This window comes from Roseovarius salincola (assembly GCF_026891095.1).
Classification (GTDB): Bacteria; Pseudomonadota; Alphaproteobacteria; order Rhodobacterales; family Rhodobacteraceae; genus Roseovarius; species Roseovarius salincola.
Map to the genome: position 1 here is coordinate 246174 of NZ_JAPTNL010000003.1, position 20320 is coordinate 266493.

Sequence of the window (20320 nt, forward strand, 5' to 3'; positions counted from 1 at the left end):
CGCATGTCCAGAGCCCGTCAGGTCAGAGACGCCACCGTGACCGAACCGCCCAATCCATAGCCGTTGAACCGTGTGGTCAGGCTGCGTGAATAGGCGCCCATGCCGTCAAACAGCACAAAATCGCCCTCTTCCATGTCACCGGGCAGCGGCAACGCATCCGGCAGGCGGTCGATACTGTCGCAAGTCGGGCCAAAGACCACGCGCGCCACCGGCGGTGCGTGGCGCAACGCACCTTCGGGCGAAACAACCCTGATCCGCTCCGGCGCGCCGATGTCGCGGATTTCGGTCAACCCGCCATAGATACCATCGTTCAGAAAAACCGATCCGTTCTCGCGCAGCGCCTTGACGCGCGCCGCCAGCGAAAAGGCATCCGCCACCATCGCGCGGCCCGGCTCGCACACCAGATCCGGCGCATCGGCGCCAAAACAGCGCAGGGTTTCGGCGCGGATATGGTCAAAGACCGCTTCCAGATCGGGCGCCGTCCCGCCCCGATGCGAGGCAAAGCCGCCACCCACATTAAGCCGCGCCAGCCGTACGCCAGCCGCTCGTGCAACATCCGCCGCGACCGCGATATAGCTTCCCCAAGCCGAAGGGTCGGCACATTGCGTGCCGGGATGAAAGGTGATCGAAGGCACGAACCCGCGCGCCGCGACCTCGCGCAGCAGGGTTTCGGCGCGCTCCGGCCCGACGCCGAACTTCTCGCCGAAATCATAGGCGGCCCCGGCCACCGGCAGCGCAAGCCGCACGGTGATTTCCGTGGATTTCGGCAGGGCCGACAGTTTCTCGAGCTCCCGCGCGCAATCGACCGAGGCCGAGGCCACTCCGAGCGCGTGCGCCACGGCAACCTCCTCGGGCGAGCGCACGGGGTTGTTGTAATGCAATACCGCATCAGGACAGACCGCGCGCACCGCATACATCTCGCGCGGACTGGCCACGTCGAAGGCGCGGATACCCGCGGCGACCAGATTGGCCAGCACCTCTTCCTCCGCATTGGCCTTGACCGCATAGGTCACCAACCCGTCGAACCCGGCCCGGAACCGCCGCGCCACAGCCTGAAGCGCCGCCGGGCTGAAATACAACAGCGCCGTGTCAGGCTGGTGGCGGGCGATATGGGCGGCGGGGTCGGGCCAGTTCGGTGTTTCGCGCATGAAGGGTCCTGTCGCACTGCTCGTTTTCTTGAGTGTGGCGGCAAAAGCTGTCGATTCCGCGCGTCTATTTGTGTAATCTGCCCCTTATAGACGTCAAAGTGACGAAAGCGCGATGCAAACAGACGAAACCGATCACGCCCTTCTGGACCTTCTGGCCGATAACGCCCGCACGCCGGTGGCGACTCTGGCGCGCCGACTGGGATTGGCGCGCACCACCGTGCAGGCGCGGCTGGACCGGCTCGAATCCTCGGGCGTGATCGAAGGCTACACCCTGCGCCTGGCCGACCGGCTGCGCGCACCCTTGCGCGCCACCGCCCTTGTCAGCATCGAGCCGCGCAGCGCCCCGGCGGTCCTGGCGCGGCTGCGCTCCCTGCCCGATGTGCGCACGGTGCATACCACTTCGGGGCGCTTCGACCTGATCGTCGGGATCGAGGCCGCCACCACCGAGGCCCTGGACAACACGCTTGACCGCATCGGCGAAACCCGTGGGGTCAAGGGATCCGAAAGCCTGATCCAGCTCTCGACCAAGCTCGACCGTCGGGGTTAACGCCTGAGCCAGCCCAACATGCGGAATATTCCGAACAGCGCCATCCCGACCACGACCAGCCCGGCCGTGACGATCCAGAAAGCGCGCGGGTCATCGGCCCCCGGCATGCCCCCGACATTGATTCCCAGCAGCCCGGTGAGCAAGCCAAGCGGCAGGAAGATCGCCGCGACCACCGACAGGATCAGCATCTGCCGGTTCATCACCTCGGAGCGGTGCTCCATGATCTGATCCTGCACCACCTGTGCGCGGTCGCGAATCGCGTCCAGCTCCTCGGACAGGCGGGTGACACGCTCGACCGCCTCGCGCAGGCGGCTGCGATCCTCATGGGTCAGCCACGGAAGGTCCTCGATCTCGAAGGTGCTGAGCGCATCGCGCTGCGGCGCGAGATGGCGTCGCAGCTTGATCGCCATGCGCCGCACATCCCCCAGATCCGCGCGCGATACCGCCCAAGGCCCCTGATCGACCTTTTCCTCGATATCGTCGATACGCTCGTTCAGCCCGGCGATCACCGGTTCCGCCCGGTCCGCCAGCCGCAGCGCCAGCCGCGCCACCAGATCGCCGCTGCGCACCGGCCCCTGCCCGCGCAAGGCGGCCTCCCACACATCGCCCGCCGCCATCAGGCGGCGCATCTGGGCCGAAACCACCGCGCGCCCGGTGATCCACAGCCGCACCGACACCATGTCCTCGACCTCGTCGCCGGGGTTCAGGTTGACGCCGCGCAGGTTCATCAGAGCGCCCTCGCCATGCACCGTGCAGCGCGGCCTCGTATCCTGCGCGCCAAGCGCCGCCAGGACCAGCGGATCAAGACCCGACTGCGACAGCCATTCTGGGCCGCCCGTCTGCGACAGATCCACCCTTATCCAGCGCAGAACACCTGCGTCCGGCGCGCCGCCTCCGGGTTCCACCACATGGCCCTGACCCGCCTCGTCCATGTCCATCGCTTGCACAGCCTGCATGATGCCCCCTTCCTGCGGTCCCCGCCCCCGGGGCAGCATGACGCCACAGCGCAATAAATTCCAGCGCCAGCCTTTCCCTTGGCCTGTGCATTCGCTAGAGACGATCCCGACCAAGGACATTCCGCAGGACAGACCCCAATGGCGATGGACAAGACCTTCAACGCAGCCCAGGCCGAGGGCCGCATCTACGACGCGTGGGAACAGGCGGGCGCCTTCAAGGCGGGCGCCAATGCCGCCCCCGGCGCCGAGAGCTTCTGCATCATGATCCCGCCGCCCAACGTGACGGGGTCGCTGCACATGGGCCATGCCTTCAACAACACGTTGCAGGACATCCTGATCCGCTGGCACCGGATGCGCGGCTTCGACACGCTCTGGCAGCCGGGCCAGGATCATGCGGGCATCGCCACGCAGATGGTGGTCGAACGCAAACTGGCCGCCGAAGGGGCGCCCGGCCGCCGTGAACTCGGGCGCGACAAATTCCTTGAAAAGGTCTGGGAGTGGAAACAGGAATCCGGCGGCACGATCATCAACCAGCTCAAGCGCCTCGGCGCCTCCTGCGACTGGTCGCGCAACGCCTTCACCATGTCCGGCGCCCCCGGCGCCCCGGCGGGCGAAGAGGGTAATTTCCACGATGCCGTCATCAAGGTCTTCGTCGATATGTATGACAAGGGCCTGATCTATCGCGGCAAGCGGCTGGTCAACTGGGACCCGCATTTCGAAACCGCGATTTCCGATCTCGAGGTCGAAAACATCGAGAACCCCGGCCATATGTGGCATTTCAAATACCCGCTCGCGGGGGGCGAGACCTATACCTATGTCGAGCGCGACGAGGACGGCAACGTGCTGTTCGAGGAAGAGCGTGATTACATCGCCATCGCCACCACGCGGCCCGAAACCATGCTGGGCGACGGCGCGGTCGCGGTTCACCCTTCGGATGAACGCTATGCGCCGATCATCGGGAAACTCTGCGAGATTCCCGTCGGCCCCAAGGAACATCGCCGCCTGATCCCGATCATCACCGATGAATACCCCGACCCGGATTTCGGCTCGGGCGCGGTCAAGATCACCGGCGCGCATGACTTCAACGACTACGAGGTCGCCAAGCGCGGCGGAATCCCGATGTACCGTCTGATGGATACCAAGGCGCATCTGCGCGACGATGGCGCGCCCTATGCCGAAGCCGCCGCCCGCGCGCAAGAGATCGCCAACGGCGCCGATTTCACCATCGAGGAGGTCGACAACCTCAACCTCGTGCCCGACCACCTGCGCGGACTCGACCGTTTCGAGGCGCGTCAGAAGGTGGTCGACGAAATCACCCATGAGGGCCTCGCCGTCATGGTGCCGGAAAACGACCCCCGCCTCGGCAAGGCCGCGCATGTGCCCGTCGCGCCCGAAGAAGGCGGCGACCCGCGCGAGGATTCCGACGTGCCTCTGGTCGAATCCAAGCCGATCATGCAGCCCTTCGGTGATCGCTCCAAGGTCGTGATCGAACCGATGCTGACCGACCAGTGGTTCGTCGACACCGCCAAGATCGTCGGCCCCGCGCTCGATGCCGTGCGCTCGGGCGAGGTCACGATCATGCCCGAAAGCGACCGCAAGGTGTATTTCCACTGGCTGGAAAACATCGAGCCCTGGTGCATCTCTCGCCAGCTCTGGTGGGGGCATCAGATTCCGGTGTGGTATGGACCCCATCCTGATGATTTCGCTCTACGCGATCAAGCAATGCAATTCGCAAGAAATGTTGTTCAAAGCGGATCAAAGCAGGCCGACATTCCTAACGAATTCGGTGAAGCCTTTCGTGCTCAAGCCGCAAATCGCAAAATTATGATCTGTGCTTCGACGCAAGAAGAGGCGATTGAAAAAGCCAAAAAACTGTATCCCTCGAACTGCGATATCGTGGGTAGCTCCTACGAGCGCAAGCAGGGGATAAGCGGGAAGGACTTCGTTTCATCTAAGGAGCTAGGTGATTATTTTCTAGAGCACGAGGGGCGTCGGAAAGTAGTTCTAAACCGCGACCCCGACGTGCTCGATACATGGTTCTCGTCGGGCCTCTGGCCCATCGGCACGCTTGGCTGGCCCGAACAGACACCCGAGCTGGAAAAATACTTTCCGACCAGCGTGCTGGTCACCGGCTTTGATATCATCTTCTTCTGGGTCGCCCGGATGATGATGATGCAATACGCCGTGGTCGGGCAGAAACCCTTCAGCCATGTCTATGTTCATGCCCTGGTGCGTGACGAGAAGGGCAAGAAGATGTCCAAGTCATTGGGCAACGTTCTGGATCCGCTCGAACTCATCGACGATTACGGCGCGGACGCGGTGCGCTTCACCCTGACGGCGATGGCCGCCATGGGCCGCGACCTCAAACTTTCGCCGCAACGCATTGCGGGCTATCGCAATTTCGCCACCAAGATCTGGAACGCCGCGCGCTTTGCGGAAATGAACGGCGCCACCGGCAGCGACGGGCAGGTTCCCCAACCCGAAGCCACCGTGAACAAGTGGATCGTCGGCGAAACCGCCAAGGTGCGCGAAGTGGTGGACGAGGCGCTTCAGAACTTCCGCTTCAACGATGCCGCCAATGCGCTTTACGCCTTTGTCTGGGGCCGGGTCTGCGACTGGTATGTCGAACTCTCCAAGCCGCTTCTGCTGGACGGGGACGAGGCGACCAAGGCCGAAACGCAGGCCACGATGGCTTGGGTCATGGATCAATGCCTGATCCTTCTGCATCCGATCATGCCCTATGTGACCGAAGAGCTGTGGGGCATTCTGGGTGAGCGCCAAAAGATGCTGATCCATGCCGACTGGCCCGACTACCGCTCCGCCGATCTGGTCGATGCGCAGGCCGACCGCGAAATGAACTGGGTGATCTCGGTGATCGAACAGATCCGCTCGGCGCGCGCGCAGGTGCATGTGCCTGCCGGTCTCTATATCCCGGTGCTGTGCAATGAACTCGACGCCGCCGGCAAAGAGGCCTGGGCGCGCAACGAGGTGATGATCAAGCGCATCGCCCGCATCGATAGCCTGACCCGCGTCGACGCCCTTCCCAAGGGCTGCATCACCGTGACCGTCGAAGGCGGCAATTTCGGCCTGCCCGTCGCCGAGATCATCGACGTCGCCGAGGAAAAGGAACGGCTCGAAAAGACCCTCGGCAAGCTCGAAAAGGAACTTGGCGGTCTGCGCGGGCGGCTCAACAACCCCAAATTCGTCGCAAGCGCCCCCGAGGACGTGGTCGAGGAAGCCCGCGAAAACCTCGCCCTGCGCGAGGAAGAAGAAGGCAAGCTGCGCGCCGCGCTCGACCGTCTGGCCGAACTGGGCTGAAGCCGCTACGCCACCGACCTTATACCGACGCGATACCGACGTGATGCCGAAGCCCGATTTCCGGGCTTCGGCCCGCCCCGCTTGCACATCGCGCCGCGATACCGTTAGCTGCCCCCATGACCGAACCAAGCTATACCGACCTTGTTCAGACCCTTCCCGCCAACGTGCCTTTCGTCGGCCCCGAGGAACAGGAACGCGCCCGCGGCGCCCCTTTCCGCGCCCGTCTCGGCGCCAATGAAAGCCTGTTCGGCCCCTCCCCCGCCGCCGTCAAAGCCATGCAGGCCGAGGCGCTCGAAAGCTGGAAATACGGCGATCCCTCCAGCTATGAACTGCGCGCCGCACTGGCCACCGGGATCGGCTGTGACGTTGAAAATATCCTTGTAGGAGAAGGGATTGACGGACTTCTCGGCAATCTTGTGCGGCTGCTGGTGGCGCCGGGTGACGCGGTGGTCACATCCGACGGCGCCTATCCGACCTTCAACTATCACGTCGCCGGTTTCGGCGGCGCGCTGCACAAGGTCCCCTATCGCGACGATCACGAAGACCCCGCCGCCCTGTTAACAAAGGCGAAAGAGGTTGATGCCAAGCTGGTCTACCTTGCCAATCCCGACAATCCGATGGGCAGCTGGCACTCCGGCAGCGACATTCGCGCCGCGCTGGATGACCTGCCCGAGGGCTGTCTTTTGCTGCTCGACGAGGCCTATATCGAATTCGCCCCCGAAGGCACCGCCGCCATGATCGACGCGGATGACCCGCGCGTGATAAAAATGAGAACGTTTTCAAAGGCTTACGGAATGGCCGGGGCGCGTATCGGCTATGCGATCGGGGCGCGCGGCCTGATCCGCAGTTTCGACAAGATCCGCAACCATTTCGGCATGAACCGCATGGCGCAGGCAGGGGCTCTGGCGGCCTTTGGCGATGCGGCTTGGCTCTTGCATGTGCAAGGCGAAGTGGCCCGCGCCCGCGACCGTATCGCCTTGATCGCGCAGGAAAATGGCCTGCGCGCCCTGCCCTCGGCCACCAATTTCGTGGCCGTGGATTGCGGCGCCGACGGCGCTTTCGCCAGCGCCGTTCTGGAGGCTTTGGTCGCGCGCGGTGTCTTCGTGCGCAAACCCTTCGTTACCCCGCAGGATCGCTGTATCCGCATCAGTTGCGGGCGACCCCAGGATCTTGACGTGTTGGCCGAGACCCTGCCGGAGGCATTGGCGGCGGCACGCGGTTGATCCGCCCCGCGTCGGAAAATTTTCGCTGACAGACCGGCAAGCTGCGGTAGACTTGGGCATGAAACGCGGAATTTTGCCCAAGGCTCCGAATTACACCAACGCGGCCCTGATCATGGGGCTGGTGAATTTGCTTTGGATTTTCATTGTCTTATGGGCAACGCTTGGCTTTGCAGCCGTCTGCGCCGCGGGCTATGGGCTGAACCTGCTGATATCGCGGCTGGCACGGGGCGCGCGGCATTCAGGCCGCCGCGATCACCCCTGACGCTGCCTCCAGCGCGCCGTGGCCATGCGGTATGTCCAACGCCACCAGCCCCGCCTGCACCGCGCCCAGCATACCCTGCACCATATGGGCATTCACATGGCCCATGTGGCCAATGCGGAAAAACCCGTGCCAGGCCGGGTCGCCGGGTTCAGCCATGCCCAGTCCGATCCCCAATGTCACGCCCGCCTTCTGCTGCACCCATTCGCGCAGCGCAGTGCCATGGGGCTGCCCGATGCGCAGCGCCGTCACCGCATGACTGCGCAGCCCCTTGTCGGCCACATTCAATGCCAGCGGGCCGTCCTCGGCCCATGTCTCACACGCCGCCCAGATCGCCTGCGCCAGCCGCGCATGGCGCGCCCAGACCGCCTCGATTCCCTCATTGTGGATCATGTCCAGCGCCGCGCGCAGGCCATATAGGTGATGGGTAGGCGCGGTGCCCCCGAAATACTGGTAGAACAGCGCCGGATCCGCGCGTGGCACCCAGTCCCAATAGCGGCTGACAACATCGCGATGCGTCCGCGCTTCGGCGGCCTTGTCGCCGAAATAGACAAAGCCAAGTCCCGGCGGCACCATCAGCCCTTTCTGGCTGCCCGCGACCATCACATCCACGCCCCAGGCGTCCATCTCGAAGCGGTCACAGGCCAGCGAGGCGATGCAATCGGCCATCAAAAGCGCAGGATGCCCCGCGGCGTCCATCGCTGCGCGGATTGCCGGGATATCATTGCGGATCGAGGTCGATGTGTCCACATGCGTGACCAACACCGCCTTGATTTCATGCGTGGAATCTGCGCGAAGCAGCGTTTCAATCCTGTCGGGATCGGCCGGGGATTGCTTGCCGAAATCCTCCAGATCGACCTTGATCCCGAGGCCCGAGGCGACCTCGGCCCAACCGTGGCCGAAGCGCCCCGTCGCGGGCACCAGTACCTTGTCGCCGGGCGACAGCACGTTGCTCAGGGCCGCTTCCCAAGCACCGTGGCCATTGCTGATATAGATCGCGACATGCTTTTCGGTGCGGGCCACCCGCTTCAGATCGTTGGTCAGGCCCGGCATCATGGCGATCAGCTCCCCCTCGTAGATATTGGGGGCCGCGCGATGCATTTCGCGCAAGACCGCGTCGGGCACCACGGAGGGTCCCGGAATGGCCAGGTAAGGGCGACCGTTGCTCAGCGTCATGCTTGTTTTCTCCTGAGTTCGCCGGCCGACATTACGCCGCTCGTCGCTGCCGTCAATCGCCGCGACGGCTTGCCTTGGCGGCGCTCTCCGCCTACATGGGGCATTCGGGTAAAGGGTCAGGTCGTACGGAGCGCATTCCCCTCATGAAACTCATCCAACGGATCGTAGATTGGGAGCGTTCGGTGCGCACCTCCTATGACACGGACCTGTCCACGCCCGAAAACCGCCGCCGCGCGCATATCTACAACTTGTGGTTCGATCACGCGATCCTGCGCAAGGTCTGGACCAATTTCTATCCGGTCGCCCCGGGGGTCTATCGCTCGAACCAGCCCACGCATGAACGTTTCGTCAAGCTCAAGGAAAAAGGGATCAAAACGATCCTCAATCTGCGCGGCGCCGGTGGCGCGGCACATTACCTTGTCGAGGAGGAAAGCTGCCGCGATCTGGGCCTGACGCTGGTGAACGTCAACCTGAGGGCTCGTCATGCGGCCCCCCGGCGCGAGATCAAGGCGCTGATCCGGGCGTTCCGCGAGATCGAGAAACCCTTTGTCATGCACTGTAAATCGGGCGCTGACCGGGCCGGATTCGCCGCCGCGATCTATCTGCTGGTGATTGAGGGGCGACCGATATCAGAAGCGCGAAAGATGCTGAGCGTGAAGTATATTCACTTCAAATGGTCGCGCACCGGCATCCTCGATTATATCCTTGATCGATTCGAGGCCGCCCATAAGGAAACCGGCGTCGATTTCGAGAGCTGGCTGCATACCGACTACAGGGCCATCCCGATGCAGGAAGCCTATGAAGCCACGCACAGGCCGATCCTCTGAGCCTCAGTAGCGCCGCGCCAGGTCCTCGGGCCTTGCCCCCATCAGATAGCGCATGAGCAGCACGATATTGCGCGCGCCACGGCGGAGCCAGCCCGCACGCCGATAGCGCGCCGCGCTGGTCGTGACCTTGCCCGGCAAGCGTTGCAGGCGCCTGCCAAGCGCCCGGGCGATGGCGACATCCTCCATCAGCACGATATCAGGGTATCCCCCGACCGCGTCATACTCGCTGCGCGAGATCAGCAACCCCTGATCGCCATAGGGAAGGTGAAACAACCAGGAGCGCAGGTTTGCCCAGACCGCGACGCATGCAGGCGCAAACCCCGCCGCATCGAATTGCAGTCCGAAAAAGGCCGGGCGACCCTCCTCCATCTGCGCGCGCACCAACTCTGCCCAACCGCCGGGCAAGACCGTATCGGCGTGCAGGAACAACAGCCACGCACCGCCCGCGGCCTCGGCCCCACGGCCCAGTTGCCCACCGCGCGACGCACAGCCGGTGACCACCAGCGCACCGGCCTCCTCGGCGATCCGCAACGTCGCATCCAGCGAGCCGCCATCCGAGATGATCAGTTCGCGGATCAACCCCTCCTGCAACCCTTCGGCCAATGCGGGCAGGGAATGCGCCAACCCCTCGGCCGCATCGAGGGTCGGTATCACGATCGACAGTTCCGCACGCATCTGCACCCCCTGTTGCCACACGCGACAAGACCTATATTACAGGTCGAAACGCGACGGGAGTGGCAATGACACGCACGATCCTCGAAATCACAGGCACGGAGGCGCAGGATTTTCTGCAAGGGCTGGTCACGAATGATCTTTGCAAGCTCGATCAGGGGCTGGTCTATGCGGCGATGCTGACGCCGCAGGGCAAGTATCTGGCCGATTTCTTCCTTGCGCGTCAAGGCGACACAATCCTTCTGGACGTCGACATGAGTCTTGCCGACAGCCTTCTCAAACGGCTCAACATGTATAAGCTGCGCGCCGATGTGGCCATTTCGCAGAGCGATCTGAACCTGATGCGCGGCACCGGCCCCGCCCCTGAGAGCGCGCTGAATGACCCGCGCCATCCCGAATTGGGCTGGCGGCTTTATGGCGAGATGTCAGGCGATGATGGCACCGACTGGGATGCGATCCGCGTGGCGCACTGCATTCCCGAGACCGGCATCGAGCTGACGCCCGACAGTTTCATCCTGGAAGCCGGTTTCGAGCGCCTGAGCGGCGTCGATTTCCGCAAGGGCTGCTATGTCGGGCAAGAGGTGACTGCCCGGATGAAACACAAGACCGAGCTGCGCAAGGGCCTTGCCGGTGTCGAGGTCACGGGCGAAGCGCCAGTCGGCACTCCGATCACCACGGACGGCAAAGCCGTCGGCACGCTTTTCACGCAATCGGGCGGCAAGGGCATCGCCTATCTTCGCTTTGATCGCGCCAAGGGGGTTATGCAGGCAGGCGAAGCGACACTGCGCTACACACCATGAGCCATCGGGCGCGACTCATCTTCGTGCCCGATTAGTTGAGTGAAAGGCTGCGCCAGTTGCTCAGGCCCGCTCGGCGTATTCCATGGTTTCGGTATTGACGACGATGTCTTCGTCGGACCCCACGAAGGGCGGCACCATCACCTTGATACCATTGTCCAGCACCGCCGGCTTGAAGCTGTTGGCTGCGGTCTGTCCCTTGACCACCGGCTCCGTCTCGACCACGCGACAGACGACTTTCTGGGGCAATGCGGCGCTGAGCGCCTCGTTATCGTAATACTCGATCTGCACCGTCATCCCGTCTTGCAGGAAGGGACGGCGATCGCCCAGAATTTCGGCGGGCAGTTCGATCTGCTCAAAGGTCTCACTGTCCATGAAGACCAACTGACCATCAGTTTCATAAAGAAACTGCTGGTCCTTCTGCTCCAGACGGACGCGCTCCACCTTGTCGGCGCTGCGGAACCGCTCGTTGAGCTTGGAACCGTTGCGCAGGTTGCGCATTTCGACCTGGGCGAAGGCACCACCCTTGCCGGGCTTGACGTGATCGACCTTCACGGCGGTCCACAGGCCGCCGTTATGTTCCAGGATATTTCCGGGTCTGATCTCGTTTCCATTGATCTTGGGCATTCTAGCAAAACCATGACAAAAGGTTGATGGAAGATTGAGCCCCCCTATATCTGGGGAGAAGATGACTGGCAAGATGACGATCCCCCGTGCCGAACACAGGCTCCGATATGCACAAAACGCATAGAAGCTATGCGTGTGCGCTCTATCCGAATCGATCAAACTTCGCCATAACCGACTGCACGCCGAAAACACAAGAGCAATAACATCAAGGACGAACCATGACGGATTTCGTTGACGGCACGGCCTTCAATGCCGAACAGGGCAACCGTGCCCGTAAACTATTTGCAGCCGTAGTTCTGGCCGCGCTGGATGACGCCATCGCGGATGACAAGAAATACGGTAACGGCCCCGAGCAGATCGCCCGGTGGGCACGCTCGCGCGATGGCCGCGAGGTGCTGTCCTGTGCCGGTATCGACCCCAATGAGCGCGTCGTCGACGGCCTCATGGATTTCGTGTCCAAGGGCGTGCGCACCTCGGTCGCATTGTCGCGCGAGGAAAGCGAACGGCGCAACGCCGCTGCACAGGCCGAAGCTGCCTGAACACAATACAAAATCGCTGCAAAAGACCCTGCCGGACACGGCAGGGTTTTTCCTTTGCCCCCCTTGCCGCATGATTTGCAACCGTCTTCCAACGTGGCGGTCCAGCCTGTATCACCACGCTTGAATGACAGGAGTGCGGGACGTGGCAAAATCGATCATGATTCAGGGCGCAGGGTCGAATGTGGGCAAGTCCATGCTTGTCGCCGGTCTGGCACGCGCCTTCGCCAATCGCGGCCTCTCGGTTGCACCATTCAAGCCACAGAACATGTCGAACAACGCCGCCGTGACACCCGAGGGCGGCGAGATCGGCCGCGCGCAGGCGCTTCAGGCGATGGCCGCGCGCCGACAGCCCCATACCGACATGAATCCGGTCCTTCTCAAACCCGAAAGCGAGACCGGCGCTCAGATCATCCTTCAGGGGCGCCGCTTCGCGACGATGCGCGCCAAGGGCTACACGCAGAAGAAACCGGAACTTCTGGCCCCGGCCCTTGAAAGCTTTCGCCGGCTCTGCGCGGGTGCCGATCTCGTGCTGGTCGAAGGCGCTGGAAGCCCCGCTGAAATCAACCTTCGCAAAGGCGACATCGCCAATATGGGTTTCGCCGAGGCCGCAGACTTGCCCGTCATTCTGGTGGGCGACATCGACCGCGGTGGTGTGATCGCGCAGATCGTCGGCACGCAGGCGGTGTTGTCCATTGCCGATGCCGGACGGATCAAGGCCTTCGCCATCAACAAGTTTCGCGGCGATACCAGCCTGTTTGACGCAGGCATGACGGCCATCGAACAGCGCACCGGCTGGCTGCCATTGGGCATACTGCCCTGGTTCGCCGATGCCTGGCGGCTCCCGGCCGAAGACGTGATGGATCTTTGTTCGGCCCCGGGTGGCGGATTCAAGGTCGCGGTACCGCGCCTGGGGCGGATCGCCAATTTCGACGACCTCGATCCGCTTTCTTCGGAGCCGGGAGTCAGCATCGAGATCATAGAACCCGGTCAGCCATTGCCGGGCGATGCCGATCTGGTATTGCTGCCGGGCAGCAAGTCGACCATCGCCGATCTGGGTCATTTTCGCGCTCAGGGGTGGGATATCGACCTTCAGGCGCATATCCGGCGCGGCGGGCATGTGTTGGGCCTCTGTGGTGGCTACCAGATGCTGGGGCGCGAGATCGCCGACCCCGAAGGGATCGAAGGCGCGCCCGGCGTGGTGGCGGGGCTTGGGCATCTGGACGTGACGACCGTAATGAAACCGGAAAAGCGCCTGTCCCTGACCAGCGCGATCTACATTGCCACCGGCGACCCGGTGCAAGGTTATGAAATCCACCTCGGCGAGACGACCGGACCCGATTGCGCGCGCGCTTGGCTTCATCTGGATGACCGGCCCGAAGGCGCGGAGTCAGTATCGGGGCGGGTGCGCGGCACTTATCTGCATGGGCTTTTCGCCTCGGACAGTTTCCGCGCTGCGTTTATGGGTGAACTCGGCGTGGCGTCGGGGCTGCGCTATGATGCAAGCGTCGACGACACGCTGGAAGCGCTTGCGCACCATGTCGAAACCCATCTCGATCTTGACCGGATATTGGAACTGGCCGCGACGCCGCGCGGTTAGTCGAATTCCTGGCTGGTCAGCGCGCGGTGAATCTCGCGGCGCACAAGTTTGCGCACGTTGCGGGTGATCCGCTCGCCCAAGGCGCCCTGAAGCTCCTGACGCACGATCTCGCTGACCATGTCGCGCAGCGCGTCTTCGTCCAGAACGGCCTCATCCGCATTGTCCCAGAATTCGGAATCGTCCTCTTCGTCGCCTTGCTGATGCATTGCGTCATGCCCAGGTTGTGCGGCGACCTCGGGCGCGGGATCATCCTGCGCCTCTGCGCCCTCGCCAGAAACTTGGGATTCGTCATCGCCCGTTTCCGGCGCGTCCGGCGCGAATGCCACGCTTCGGAACACGGTGGGATCGCCATCGGCATCTGACCCGCGAGACTCGGGTTCGGGCGGGTAATCTTCCCACGCCATTGGTGTGACATCCGAGCCGGAATAGGGATCATCGGTTTCGCCATCGGGTTCCCACTCGTCATCGCGCGCTGCAACCGCGGCTTCGACTTCGGCGATACGGTCCTCCAATGCGCAGATCTCGGCATCGCCTACAGACTCCGCGTCCGGATCCTCGCCCACATTGTCATCCCCAAGGGGCAAATCCTCATCACTTGCCTCGAGAGGTTCGATATCGCCTGGTTCCTCTGGGGGTTCGTCATGGGAGGAGGCTTCGGATGTCTCATCCTGCGCCGGGTCCGTGGCGGTTTCATCCTCTCGGGTGATCCAAGATCCGGTATCGGACGCAGCGTCTGGCTCATCATCCGATTCGCGCGTAGCGACATCATCTCCGTCACGGGCGACATGCCGGAATTCAAACCGGTCTCCAGCCGGTCCGGTGCCATGTGCATCGGACATCAGCGGCACCTCCGCAGGGGTCTCATCGGCCTCGTCCACACGCAGCGCGGGTGTCAAAACAAGCTTGTTGGTGCTTTCAAAACTGGTCCCGACCACACCGCCGGGTTTCTCGCGCTCACCGCTCGAAACCAGACGCCGGATTGAGGACAAGACATCCTCGATTTCCGCATTGCTGACGGGATCAGACATATTCCTGCACCACTCTTGCCTCACCCAAGTTTATCTCCGAGGGCGTGTTCACACAACTGGTTAGGTCGTGTTTTACTCTTTCCCGAGCGCGCGCAGCACCCGATCAAGCTGCTGACCTTGCGGACTGATATCCACAGGGGCCGTCTTGACCATGTTGTAGTAAGCCGCCGGATCATAGGTCTGAACCGCCAGGTTCAGGTCTTTCGCCGTCAACTGCCCCATCGCTGCCAGGATCCCGTATGCCGCGACATAGACATCGATTTCCGCCGAGATGAGATTGGTGCGCGCGTCCAGAAGATCCTGTTCGGCATCCAGCACATCCAACGTCGTGCGCGCGCCCAGCTGTGCCTCTTCACGTACCCCCCGGAAAGCCACTGTCGCGGCGCGCACGGCCTCTTGGCTGGCTTCGCGGCTTGCGCGGGAGGCACGCAGATCGGCATAGGCATTCCCGACCTCCTGCTGCACCTGAAGCCGGGCAAGATGCAGCGCGCCGCGTGTCGCATCGCGCCGCGCAATGGCCTGACGTCTGAGCGCGCTCAACTGACCGCCCTGATAGATCGGGCCGCTGATCTGCACACCCACGCTGCCGGAGCGAACATAGTCGCTGCCGCCCCATTCCTCTTCGACGCCGGCGCGGGCATTGAGGTCGATACGCGGGCGCGTCGCCGCCGCTGCCGCATCGGCCGTCAGATCCGCTGCGGCCACATCATATTGCGCCTTGCGTATGTCTGGATGGGCGCGCACGGCCACGGATTTCGCCGTATTCACGTCACCGGAAAGACTTGGCGGGGACTCAGGTGTCTGCAGGTTCCCCGGCTCGCGACCCACGGCGCTGACGAATTCCTCGATCGCACGCGTCAGGTTGCCCTGCGCCGATGCCAGCCCGCTTTGGGCAAGGGCAAGCGCTGCTTCGGCCTGCGACACGTCGGTTCGGGTCACTTCACCCACCTCGAACCTGTCGCGCGCGGCCTGCAACTCCTGGCGCAGCAGGCGCAGGTTGTTCTGACGCAGCGACACGAACTGGCTGTTGCGGCGCACGTTCATGAAGGCAACGACCGCGCGTAAAAGCACCTGCTGCTCGATACTGCGCAGAGTTTCCCGCGTGGAGAGCACGGTTTCCTTGGCCGCCTCCACCTGAAGGCGCGTGCGTCCAAAATCATACAGCAGCAACTGCGCCGTCAGGCCAAAGCTGGCATCTGTCGAATCGATCGACACCGCCCCGTTGCTGTTTTGCGTCCGGGTGCGCCCGAACCCGCGGGTCACATCCGCCGACCATCCGATGATCGGACGCAACTGCGATACAGTCACCGCGACATCCTCGTCGGCGGCGCGCAGCAAGGCGCGGTTCTGATCAAGCAGGCCACTATTGCGATATGCGCTGACCAGCGTATCGGCCAAAGTTTCCGACCAAGCTGTGACCGGAATCGAGACCACCAGGGCAAATGCCAAAACCGGGGCGAGAAATTTCTTTGTCGTCAGGCGTTTCAATGGACGCTCCCTCTTGGCCCGGCGGCGGCGCCGCTCACAAGGTAAATGCTGCGTGGCGCTCAAAACCGGGCAGCACCGGCGCACCGGCGTTGAAGGCGAAGCGCCATGAAATCTCGCCATCAATCCGATAACCAATGCGCACCGCGCCCAATGCGCCCTCCATGAACAGGCAGGCGATGCGTCCGCCCTCCTTGACCTGATCACTCAGCGCTTCGGGCAAGTGTTCGACCGCGCCCTGGATAACCACCACGTCATAGGGTCCGTGCTCGGGGGCGCCCTGCATCAGCGGGCCTTCGTGGACGATAACATTGTCCGCGCCGTTTTCCGACAGCAGGCCCGGCGCCTCATTCGCCATTTCCGCAGATTCCTCGACAGCGACCACGGCTTCGGCGACCCGCGCCATCACCGCAGACGAATACCCAAGGGCACATCCCACATCCAGCACCAGTTCATCGGCCTGGATGTCCAGCGCATCGAGCATCTTCGCAAGGATTCGCGGGTCGAGAATCACCCGACCGCCACCCAGGTCGATATTCTCGCCCATGTAGGCGGCCTCGCGCAGCTCCACCGGCACGAACGCCTCGCGCGGAACCGACATCATCGCGTCAATAATTGGGAATTTCGTTACATCGGACGGGCGGATCTGCGTGTCCACCATCACGGCGCGCCGCGCGGCATAATCTGTCATCGGTCGAACTCTTGTCTTCCATGAACCTGCTTCATATCTACACATATAGATCAGCAAGGAACAACGCAAATCCGCGCACAATAGCTGCGCGCCGGGCCTTGCGCAGAGTGCGATGATCGGATAACCGATCTCAACCACTTGAGCGGCGAGTTGGCGGAGTGGTGACGCAGCGGATTGCAAATCCGTGTACACCGGTTCGATTCCGGTACTCGCCTCCAATAAAATCAATGACTTGCGTCATTTTCGACCTCCTTCGCCGTTGATTTTGAAACAATCGTTGAAACTTTCATGGTTCGCTCTTTTCGCGCGCCAGTCGGTTCCGAGCCTCCTGAGCGCGGCTTGCGAGCTCTCGTTGCCGGACCTGGCCGCCATATTTCTTCAGCATCTCAACGCCAGAATGTCCGGTCACAGACTTGACCATCTCGTCATCGCAGCCGGCCAGATAGAGCTCGATCGTCGCGTTTTTGCGTAACCCGTGGGTCTTGTATCGCGCGGCGTCCGCGTGCTTCATCCGCGCCTTTATCGCGCGCATTTCTTGAGCAATCGTCCGGTAGCTGACGGGCTGACCATTGGAGTCGGTGACTAGGCGTCCCTCTCGATGTTCCAAGCCTTGCAGATAGTCACTCAGACGATCCGTAAGTGGGATCCATAGCGGTTTATTCGTCTTCCCTTGAGTCAGGTCGAAGCCGTCGTTCGCAACGTGAGCCCACTCCATCTTGAGGACGTCGCCGATTCTCTGTCCGGTCCCAAGGCAAAGCTCGTAGACAAGGCGCGCCCGCGGAGTTGCAAGCCCTTCAAACTCTTCGCGCACATCATCTGGCCAAGGTTCCCACCCATCGCTTTGCTGTTTGAAAAGCGGGATTCCCTTTGCCGGGTTGCCATGCTCTTTCTTCGTAAACCCGATCAAACGCGCATGGTTCATCAGGACCACCATCACCTGCACGAGATAGTTCGCCTGTCGCCAGTGGTCTGCATTGGCGCGATGCAACTCATAAATGTGATGCGTCTCGATCCTGGCAGGGTCTTTGTCGCCCCAGATCTCTCGTATGTGGGACATGTAGCGCCTGTAGTCAGATTTCGTGCGCGGCTTGAGTTTCTTGTAGGCGTCGCTTTGAAAATAGCTTTTGATCAATGCCTCAAAGTTCCGCTTTACCGGCTTTGGGGCCGGTTTACCCCGCAGCAACCGGTTATAATGGTCCCAAAACTCGGGTGAGCCCACCTCCTCGTGCATCATGACAGAAATGCCTCGGGCACGTCTTATGAAACGCACGTAACCACGGTCGCGATACACGTACTTGGGCAGGCTCTTTCTCGTCATTCTCGCATTCTCAAGTCGCCGTTAAGAAATTCGTCATTGCTATCCGGCTCGACCATGCCAGCATCGACCGTGACGCTGCCATCAGGTTTGATTTCGAACCTCGCCCTCAACCAGCCTGCCTCCCGCGCCTCGCGAATGAGGGCAGATGCTGCTTGGCGCGCGATCGTGTGAACATTTCTGTGCGTCATATGTTTTCCCGTCAGTGCATCAATCTGCCGCCGTTTCGGCATGCTGTTGATCTGCCCGTTTCTTGGCAGCCAACAAAGCTCGAACGACCTCGGAGTTTTGCGAGCTATAATTACGCTGAGCTTCTTCCTTAACCCAGTCTTTGAGCTCCTTTGGTAGCCGGAGCATTAGCGGTTCGCGACAGTGCATCAATTCACCTCCTGTATAGGCTTGACTTATACATGGCGAGCCGCCAGCATTGCGTCAAGAACAAATTCATGGCTAGGAGCCAGTATGGCTGAATATCCTTCATCAACCCAGGACAAGTACATCATCCGCATGCCTGACGGCTTGCGGGATCGGATCCGGGAAAAAGCGGACGCGAACCGCCGGAGCATGAACGCCGAGATCGTCGCCTTGCTGGAAGAGCACTATCCGCCGCAAACTCCGGAGACCGTTCAAGAACCAGCCGCGCGGATCCTGCTTTGGCTCGCCAGGCGTATAAGGCGTCAGGACCCCAAACCCGGCTCGGCGCGCGACCGTCGGGCGCAGCTTTATGAGACGGTCGCCTCCGATATCGTCACGCGCGCGGATGCCATCGCCCGCAGCGCGAAGGAGCGCTAGCGAGTTTGACGCAGCCACCGAGCGTGAACCGTCACTGATGCCTTGCAACTGCCGCGCCATCAGTAACTCACCCACTCGAAGCCATGGTTGCCTTCGTGGTCCTCCCACTCAACACCAACGCCGCGGCGCCAGCTGGCCCATGAGCATTGCCGCGATGGCAGCACCCAAGTCGGCGCTGCTGCAGGTGTGGTGGACTGCCAGTCGAAGTCGCCCTGGGTCCCGTATGTCCCGAGGCGCATCGTAAATCGCTCTTCGCAATCGTCCTCGCGGCCACGTTCACGATGGCTGTAGTGCCGCACATCCCAAACCCGGATCGAGCGCACGAAGTCGAATTCCCGGCCGCTGATGTCTATGTCTGCGCCACCTTCCACCACCTGGGCCAAGATGATTTGGCCAAGCGCCTCGCCGCGTTGGTGGCTGGCTTCCCAGATTCTGGGGGCCGTGCTTTGCACCGGCGCGTGCCCGACCACCCCCATCGGACAACGCCAGATCTGCAACGGCGGCTCGATCGGCCAGGGTGTGATGCGGCGGATGAACACCGCTCGAGCGTGAGAACATTCTGCTGACGCGGGCCACCCACCAGCCAGGCAAAGCAGAATGGCGCAGTCAACTTGGTAGGCTTTCGCCGCTTGGGGAGCCACACTGGAAAGAACGGCCATCGCGACCCCAACACACCATTTCCTGAAGAGTACACACCACATAGCATTCAGTGCCTTTTGATTACATTGCTATAATACTGATATCCTATGCCTATCATCCCCTGATACACCATATGCGAGCATAGACTTTGTGATGCTCGCGCGCGTTTTGTGGAATATATTCCGTAGAGCGATCCTCATGATTTGGCCGAAGACAGGCCATGAAACTGAGGGAACAAGTAGGGCTAAATATCCGGAATCTAAGAAGTTCCAAGGGTATGAGCCAAGAACAACTAGCTTTAGCTGCTGACATTGATCGCAGCTATGTTAGCGAAATCGAACTCGCCAGATTTTCGGCATCAGTCGATCTTCTGGAGAAGATCGCGCGTGCCCTCGATGTCGCTCCGAAGGAATTGTTTAACGAGAGGGGCTAGTTATGCCCGGATTTGAGAATGTTCGCTCAATCGCCGAAGCCATTGGCCGCGTTAAGTGTATCAACACAGGCGTTGAAATCGGTCTGCTCTACCGATGGGACAACGGCGAGACCCAGGCAGCATTATACGATGGCTGCGATCCTACATCACTGAACCGCCCCGATCATCCGGCTGAACCGGACAATGGGGGAAACCGCAGCTAACGGTCGGCCTGGGCTCTATTTCACGGATGCTGCGATCTCCACGAGCGG

22 protein-coding genes and 1 tRNA gene are annotated in these 20320 nt (G+C 62.0%); 11 read left to right on the forward strand and 12 right to left on the reverse strand.

Annotation, left to right across the window (positions count from 1 at the left end):
* Window positions 1-17 precede the first annotated feature (17 nt).
* Window positions 18-1148, reverse strand: a complete 1131-nt coding sequence (locus N5A93_RS06120; protein ID WP_268954194.1) for a type III PLP-dependent enzyme — start codon at window positions 1146-1148, stop codon at window positions 18-20.
* Between the two features lie 112 nt (window positions 1149-1260).
* On the opposite strand from N5A93_RS06120, the gene N5A93_RS06125 reads away from it, so the two are divergent.
* Window positions 1261-1695 (forward strand): Lrp/AsnC family transcriptional regulator, encoded by a 435-nt coding sequence (locus tag N5A93_RS06125; protein WP_268954195.1) that lies wholly within the window; start codon window positions 1261-1263, stop codon window positions 1693-1695.
* Here N5A93_RS06125 and N5A93_RS06130 read toward each other — a convergent pair.
* Window positions 1692-2651, reverse strand: coding sequence for a zinc transporter ZntB (locus tag N5A93_RS06130; RefSeq protein WP_268954196.1), 960 nt, complete (start codon window positions 2649-2651; stop codon window positions 1692-1694). The two genes, N5A93_RS06125 and N5A93_RS06130, sit on opposite strands and share 4 nt — an antisense overlap.
* Before the next feature lie 138 nt (window positions 2652-2789).
* Between N5A93_RS06130 and N5A93_RS06135 the strand changes: the two genes are divergently transcribed.
* The 3 genes from N5A93_RS06135 (at window position 2790) to N5A93_RS06145 (ending at window position 7454) form a co-directional block, all read left to right on the forward strand.
* Entirely contained in the window at window positions 2790-5969 is a 3180-nt protein-coding gene (locus N5A93_RS06135; protein WP_268954197.1) for a valine--tRNA ligase, read from the forward strand.
* A 116-nt stretch (window positions 5970-6085) separates the two neighbouring features.
* Complete coding sequence (locus tag N5A93_RS06140) at window positions 6086-7192, forward strand: pyridoxal phosphate-dependent aminotransferase (RefSeq protein ID WP_268954198.1); 1107 nt, start codon at window positions 6086-6088, stop codon at window positions 7190-7192.
* Window positions 7193-7250: 58 nt separating this feature from the next.
* Entirely contained in the window at window positions 7251-7454 is a 204-nt protein-coding gene (locus N5A93_RS06145) for a hypothetical protein (RefSeq protein ID WP_268954199.1), read from the forward strand.
* Here N5A93_RS06145 and N5A93_RS06150 read toward each other — a convergent pair.
* Window positions 7431-8627, reverse strand: a complete 1197-nt coding sequence (locus N5A93_RS06150; RefSeq protein ID WP_268954200.1) for a pyridoxal-phosphate-dependent aminotransferase family protein — start codon at window positions 8625-8627, stop codon at window positions 7431-7433. The genes N5A93_RS06145 and N5A93_RS06150 overlap by 24 nt on opposite strands.
* Window positions 8628-8770: 143 nt before the next feature.
* Between N5A93_RS06150 and N5A93_RS06155 the strand changes: the two genes are divergently transcribed.
* Complete coding sequence (locus tag N5A93_RS06155; protein WP_268954201.1) at window positions 8771-9454, forward strand: phosphatase domain-containing putative toxin; 684 nt, start codon at window positions 8771-8773, stop codon at window positions 9452-9454.
* Window positions 9455-9457: 3 nt separating this feature from the next.
* Here the strand turns inward: N5A93_RS06155 and N5A93_RS06160 are convergent, their stop codons facing one another.
* Window positions 9458-10129, reverse strand: coding sequence for a TIGR04283 family arsenosugar biosynthesis glycosyltransferase (locus tag N5A93_RS06160; protein ID WP_268954202.1), 672 nt, complete (start codon window positions 10127-10129; stop codon window positions 9458-9460).
* A gap of 65 nt (window positions 10130-10194) precedes the next feature.
* Between N5A93_RS06160 and ygfZ the strand changes: the two genes are divergently transcribed.
* The gene (gene ygfZ, locus N5A93_RS06165) at window positions 10195-10926 is read left to right on the forward strand and encodes a CAF17-like 4Fe-4S cluster assembly/insertion protein YgfZ (protein ID WP_268954203.1); all 732 of its coding nucleotides are present in this window, start codon (window positions 10195-10197) and stop codon (window positions 10924-10926) included.
* Window positions 10927-10986: 60 nt separating this feature from the next.
* Here the strand turns inward: ygfZ and efp are convergent, their stop codons facing one another.
* Window positions 10987-11550, reverse strand: a complete 564-nt coding sequence (gene efp, locus N5A93_RS06170; RefSeq protein WP_268954204.1) for an elongation factor P — start codon at window positions 11548-11550, stop codon at window positions 10987-10989.
* A 218-nt stretch (window positions 11551-11768) separates the two neighbouring features.
* Here efp and N5A93_RS06175 point away from each other — a divergent pair, with 218 nt between their 5' ends.
* Both N5A93_RS06175 and N5A93_RS06180 read left to right on the forward strand, forming a co-directional pair.
* Window positions 11769-12089, forward strand: a complete 321-nt coding sequence (locus N5A93_RS06175) for a DUF6280 family protein (RefSeq protein WP_085815913.1) — start codon at window positions 11769-11771, stop codon at window positions 12087-12089.
* A 142-nt stretch (window positions 12090-12231) separates the two neighbouring features.
* Window positions 12232-13686: a cobyric acid synthase gene (locus N5A93_RS06180; RefSeq protein ID WP_268954205.1), complete on the forward strand. Its 1455-nt coding sequence runs from the start codon at window positions 12232-12234 to the stop codon at window positions 13684-13686.
* Here the strand turns inward: N5A93_RS06180 and N5A93_RS06185 are convergent.
* From N5A93_RS06185 to N5A93_RS06195, 3 genes are all read right to left on the reverse strand, one after another.
* Complete coding sequence (locus N5A93_RS06185; RefSeq protein ID WP_268954206.1) at window positions 13683-14714, reverse strand: hypothetical protein; 1032 nt, start codon at window positions 14712-14714, stop codon at window positions 13683-13685. The genes N5A93_RS06180 and N5A93_RS06185 overlap by 4 nt on opposite strands.
* A gap of 72 nt (window positions 14715-14786) precedes the next feature.
* On the reverse strand, window positions 14787-16193 hold the full coding sequence (locus N5A93_RS06190; RefSeq protein ID WP_268954280.1) for a TolC family outer membrane protein: 1407 nt from the start codon (window positions 16191-16193) through the stop codon (window positions 14787-14789).
* Between the two features lie 43 nt (window positions 16194-16236).
* Window positions 16237-16890: a protein-L-isoaspartate O-methyltransferase family protein gene (locus N5A93_RS06195; RefSeq protein WP_268954207.1), complete on the reverse strand. Its 654-nt coding sequence runs from the start codon at window positions 16888-16890 to the stop codon at window positions 16237-16239.
* Window positions 16891-17034: 144 nt separating this feature from the next.
* On the opposite strand from N5A93_RS06195, the gene N5A93_RS06200 reads away from it, so the two are divergent.
* Window positions 17035-17108, forward strand: a tRNA-Cys gene (locus N5A93_RS06200).
* Between the two features lie 68 nt (window positions 17109-17176).
* Here the strand turns inward: N5A93_RS06200 and N5A93_RS06205 are convergent.
* From N5A93_RS06205 to N5A93_RS19540, 3 genes are read right to left on the reverse strand one after another with little or no spacing between them, the layout of a single operon-like run.
* Complete coding sequence (locus tag N5A93_RS06205) at window positions 17177-18208, reverse strand: site-specific integrase (protein WP_268954208.1); 1032 nt, start codon at window positions 18206-18208, stop codon at window positions 17177-17179.
* On the reverse strand, window positions 18205-18396 hold the full coding sequence (locus N5A93_RS06210; protein WP_268954209.1) for a hypothetical protein: 192 nt from the start codon (window positions 18394-18396) through the stop codon (window positions 18205-18207). Before N5A93_RS06210 ends, N5A93_RS06205 begins: the two co-directional genes overlap by 4 nt.
* 19 nt (window positions 18397-18415) lie before the next feature.
* Window positions 18416-18583: an Arc family DNA-binding protein gene (locus tag N5A93_RS19540; RefSeq protein ID WP_440590570.1), complete on the reverse strand. Its 168-nt coding sequence runs from the start codon at window positions 18581-18583 to the stop codon at window positions 18416-18418.
* 84 nt (window positions 18584-18667) lie between these two features.
* Between N5A93_RS19540 and N5A93_RS06215 the strand changes: the two genes are divergently transcribed.
* Window positions 18668-18997 carry an Arc family DNA-binding protein gene (locus tag N5A93_RS06215; RefSeq protein WP_268954210.1) on the forward strand — a complete coding sequence of 110 codons (330 nt, stop codon included), beginning with the start codon at window positions 18668-18670 and terminating at the stop codon, window positions 18995-18997.
* Window positions 18998-19056: 59 nt separating this feature from the next.
* Here N5A93_RS06215 and N5A93_RS06220 read toward each other — a convergent pair whose 3' ends face one another.
* Window positions 19057-19536 carry a hypothetical protein gene (locus tag N5A93_RS06220; RefSeq protein ID WP_268954211.1) on the reverse strand — a complete coding sequence of 160 codons (480 nt, stop codon included), beginning with the start codon at window positions 19534-19536 and terminating at the stop codon, window positions 19057-19059.
* 320 nt (window positions 19537-19856) lie between these two features.
* Here N5A93_RS06220 and N5A93_RS06225 point away from each other — a divergent pair, with 320 nt between their 5' ends.
* The gene (locus N5A93_RS06225) at window positions 19857-20069 is read left to right on the forward strand and encodes a helix-turn-helix domain-containing protein (RefSeq protein WP_268954212.1); all 213 of its coding nucleotides are present in this window, start codon (window positions 19857-19859) and stop codon (window positions 20067-20069) included.
* The last annotated feature ends 251 nt before the right edge of the window (window positions 20070-20320 follow it).

Bases quoted from the DNA above. Each gene is read 5' to 3' on its own strand.
- N5A93_RS06125 (WP_268954195.1), top strand. From the start codon at position 1,261: ATGCAAACAGACGAAACCGATCACGCCCTTCTGGACCTTCTGGCCGAT.
- N5A93_RS06140 (WP_268954198.1), top strand. From the start codon at position 6,086: ATGACCGAACCAAGCTATACCGACCTTGTTCAGACCCTTCCCGCCAAC.
- N5A93_RS06185 (WP_268954206.1), bottom strand. From the start codon at position 14,714: ATGTCTGATCCCGTCAGCAATGCGGAAATCGAGGATGTCTTGTCCTCA.
- N5A93_RS06225 (WP_268954212.1), top strand. From the start codon at position 19,857: ATGAAACTGAGGGAACAAGTAGGGCTAAATATCCGGAATCTAAGAAGT.
- N5A93_RS06130 (WP_268954196.1), bottom strand. From the start codon at position 2,651: ATGCAGGCTGTGCAAGCGATGGACATGGACGAGGCGGGTCAGGGCCAT.
- N5A93_RS06120 (WP_268954194.1), bottom strand. From the start codon at position 1,148: ATGCGCGAAACACCGAACTGGCCCGACCCCGCCGCCCATATCGCCCGC.
- N5A93_RS06160 (WP_268954202.1), bottom strand. From the start codon at position 10,129: ATGCGTGCGGAACTGTCGATCGTGATACCGACCCTCGATGCGGCCGAG.
- N5A93_RS06210 (WP_268954209.1), bottom strand. From the start codon at position 18,396: ATGACGCACAGAAATGTTCACACGATCGCGCGCCAAGCAGCATCTGCC.
- N5A93_RS06150 (WP_268954200.1), bottom strand. From the start codon at position 8,627: ATGACGCTGAGCAACGGTCGCCCTTACCTGGCCATTCCGGGACCCTCC.
- N5A93_RS06135 (WP_268954197.1), top strand. From the start codon at position 2,790: ATGGCGATGGACAAGACCTTCAACGCAGCCCAGGCCGAGGGCCGCATC.
- ygfZ (WP_268954203.1), top strand. From the start codon at position 10,195: ATGACACGCACGATCCTCGAAATCACAGGCACGGAGGCGCAGGATTTT.
- N5A93_RS06175 (WP_085815913.1), top strand. From the start codon at position 11,769: ATGACGGATTTCGTTGACGGCACGGCCTTCAATGCCGAACAGGGCAAC.
- N5A93_RS06215 (WP_268954210.1), top strand. From the start codon at position 18,668: ATGGCTGAATATCCTTCATCAACCCAGGACAAGTACATCATCCGCATG.
- N5A93_RS06195 (WP_268954207.1), bottom strand. From the start codon at position 16,890: ATGACAGATTATGCCGCGCGGCGCGCCGTGATGGTGGACACGCAGATC.
- N5A93_RS06145 (WP_268954199.1), top strand. From the start codon at position 7,251: ATGAAACGCGGAATTTTGCCCAAGGCTCCGAATTACACCAACGCGGCC.
- efp (WP_268954204.1), bottom strand. From the start codon at position 11,550: ATGCCCAAGATCAATGGAAACGAGATCAGACCCGGAAATATCCTGGAA.
- N5A93_RS06155 (WP_268954201.1), top strand. From the start codon at position 8,771: ATGAAACTCATCCAACGGATCGTAGATTGGGAGCGTTCGGTGCGCACC.
- N5A93_RS06205 (WP_268954208.1), bottom strand. From the start codon at position 18,208: ATGACGAGAAAGAGCCTGCCCAAGTACGTGTATCGCGACCGTGGTTAC.
- N5A93_RS19540 (WP_440590570.1), bottom strand. From the start codon at position 18,583: ATGCACTGTCGCGAACCGCTAATGCTCCGGCTACCAAAGGAGCTCAAA.